We start from the raw sequence: 2,374 nt of genomic DNA, 5'->3' as shown, positions 1-2,374 counted from the left end.
CCCGACCGCCGCGACGCGTGCGCCGTCGCCGGGCGCGAGGCCCAGCGCTCCCGGTACACGCCCGCCGCGCAGGTCGCCGGGACCGAGGCCGTCTACGCGCGGGTCCTCGGGTGAGCGACGACGCGCTCGTCGTCCTGTCGCTCGAGGCGTGGGACGACGTGTGGCGGCGCAACCAGTACCTCGTGGCCGAGCTGTGCCGGGCCGACCCCGGCCTGCGCGTGCTGTTCGTCGAGCCGGCCGCCGACCCGCTGCACCGCCTCAGCCGGCGGGCCCTCCCCCGGCCGGGTCGCGGCCTGCGCCCCGCCCCCGCCGTGCCCGGCGTCGCGCCGGGCCGGATCCTGCTGCACCAGCCGACGAAGTGGCTCCCCCGCCGCGTCGACCCGCGCGTCGACGACCACCTCGCCCGCAGCGTCGAGCGCGCGGTCCGGCGCGCCCGCCTGCGGCGTCCCGTGCTGTGGGTCAACGACCCCTCCGGAGCAGCGCTCGTCGCGCGCACCGGCTGGCCCTCCCTGTACGACGTGACGGACGACTGGCTCGCCGCGGACCGCAGCCCCGCCGAGCACGCCCGTCTCGTCGCCGACGAGCGGACGCTCCTCGAGCGGTGCGCCGAGGTGACGGTGTGCTCGGCCGACCTCGTGCGCCGCAAGGGCGCCGAGCGACCGGTGACGCTCGTGACCAACGGCGTCGACCTCGACCGGTACCGCGCGGCGCACGCGCGACCCGCCGACCTGCCGGACGGGCGCGTCGCCCTCTACGTCGGCACGGCGCACCCCGACCGGTTCGACGTGCCGCTGCTCCTCGCCACCGCGCGCGCCCTGCGCGGGCGGGCGCGCGTCGTCGTCGTCGGCCCCGTCGTCGACGTCGGCCGCGAGGACCGCGAGGCGCTCGCGGCCGCGGACGTCGCGCTGCTCGGCCCGCGGCCGTGGACCGCCGTGCCGGCCTACCTGCGCCACGCGGACGTGCTGCTCGTGCCGCATCTCGTCAACGACTTCACCGAGAGCCTCGACCCGATCAAGCTCTACGAGTACCGGGCGGTGGGGCGGCCCGTCGTCGCGACTCCCGTCGCGGGCTTCCGGGACGAGCCCGCGGTCCGGGTCGCCGAGGCCGCGCGGTTCCCGGACGCGGTCCTGGCCGCGCTCGACGCGGCCTCCGCGCCCGAGGCCGCAGCTCTGACGGGCACGCCGCCCGACGTGCCGACGTGGCGCGGCCAGGCGGCGCTCATGCGTGCGGCGGTCGACCGGACGCGGCGGTCCAGACGTCCGTGAGGACCTGCGCCGTGCGCGCGACGGGGAACCGTCGCAGCGCGGAGGCGCGGGCTCGGTCCGCGCGGGACCGCGCGGCGTCGGGCGTGGTGAGGACGTCCCGGACGGCGGCGGCGATCGCGTCGACGTCGCCCGGCGGGACGAGGAGGCCGAGCGGCTCGCCCGTGGCCGCGGCGTCGGCGGTGGCGGCAGCGGTGGCGGCGGCCTCGTGCTCGCCGGCGCCCTCCAGGAGGATCTCCTCGACGCCGCCGGCGCGCGTGGCGACCACCGGCACTCCGCGCACCATGGCCTCGACGACCACCTGCCCGAACGGCTCCGGCACCGGCGACGCGTGCACGCACACGGCCGCGCGGTCGAGCTCCGCGCGTGTGTCGGCGACGTGGCCGACGAGCTCGACCGCGTCGTCGAGCCCCAGGCGGTGCACCTCCGCGCGGACCTCGGCCGCGTAGTCCGCGGCGCCGAACGCCGCCGCGCCGACGACCCGCAGCCGCGCCCCCGGGACCGCCTCGCGGACGGCGGGCATCGCGCGCACGACCTCGACCTGCCCCTTGGTGGGGCTCAGGCGGCCGACCATGAGGACGACCGGGTCGCCGTCGGGTGCCGGCCAGTCGGGGACGCCCTCGGCCTGGGCGGGGGCGAACCCCGGGTAGGCGACGCTCGCGCGCACGGGCAGCGTCGCCGCCGTCGCGCGGGAGTTGGCCACGACCGCGGCCGGGGCCACGCGGGCGAGCGCGCGCACGAGGCGCACGAGCACGCCCGGCAGGTAGTCGTCCGCGACCCGGTCGTGGACGTGCCACACGAGCGGCCGACGCGCCACGAACGCCGGCACGACCCCCAGCAGGTCGGCCTTGAGCGACGTCGTGTGCACGACGTCGGGCCGCAGCCGGCGCACGTGCCGGGTCACGCGCCACAGGAACGGCACGGTGCGCGCGGCGGCGAGGAGCGTCCACGGCGACACGCGCCCGGCGCGGTGCCGGCTCGCGCCGGCGATCGACAGGAGACGGTCGAGGAACTCCCACATGCGGTCGCCGCGCAGCGTGACGTGCGCACCGATCGGCATGCCCTCGCGCAGCTTGAACTGCGCGATGGACTTGCGGGCCTTCGTCACCTGC

The 2,374-nt window shown here is 78.5% G+C and carries 2 protein-coding genes and 1 pseudogene; 1 reads left to right on the top strand and 2 read right to left on the bottom strand.

Annotation, left to right across the window (positions count from 1 at the left end; all coding sequences use genetic code 11):
- The first annotated feature begins 110 nt into the window (after positions 1 to 110).
- Positions 111 to 1,265 carry a glycosyltransferase gene (locus tag JZ5iCDA_RS16895; RefSeq protein ID WP_069388174.1) on the top strand — a complete coding sequence of 385 codons (1,155 nt, stop codon included), beginning with the start codon at positions 111 to 113 and terminating at the stop codon, positions 1,263 to 1,265.
- Here the strand turns inward: JZ5iCDA_RS16895 and JZ5iCDA_RS16890 are convergent.
- Positions 1,219 to 2,184, bottom strand: a complete 966-nt coding sequence (locus tag JZ5iCDA_RS16890; protein WP_253182137.1) for a glycosyltransferase family 4 protein — start codon at positions 2,182 to 2,184, stop codon at positions 1,219 to 1,221. The two genes, JZ5iCDA_RS16895 and JZ5iCDA_RS16890, sit on opposite strands and share 47 nt — an antisense overlap.
- Before the next feature lie 63 nt (positions 2,185 to 2,247).
- Positions 2,248 to 2,374 (bottom strand): annotated as a pseudogene (locus JZ5iCDA_RS19835) (50S ribosomal protein L5); the annotation flags it as partial.

Origin of the sequence: Cellulosimicrobium cellulans (assembly GCF_001722485.1) — a bacterium.
GTDB classification, from domain to species: Bacteria; Actinomycetota; Actinomycetes; order Actinomycetales; family Cellulomonadaceae; genus Cellulosimicrobium; species Cellulosimicrobium cellulans_A.
This window is presented reverse-complemented; position numbering and strand designations above follow the sequence as displayed.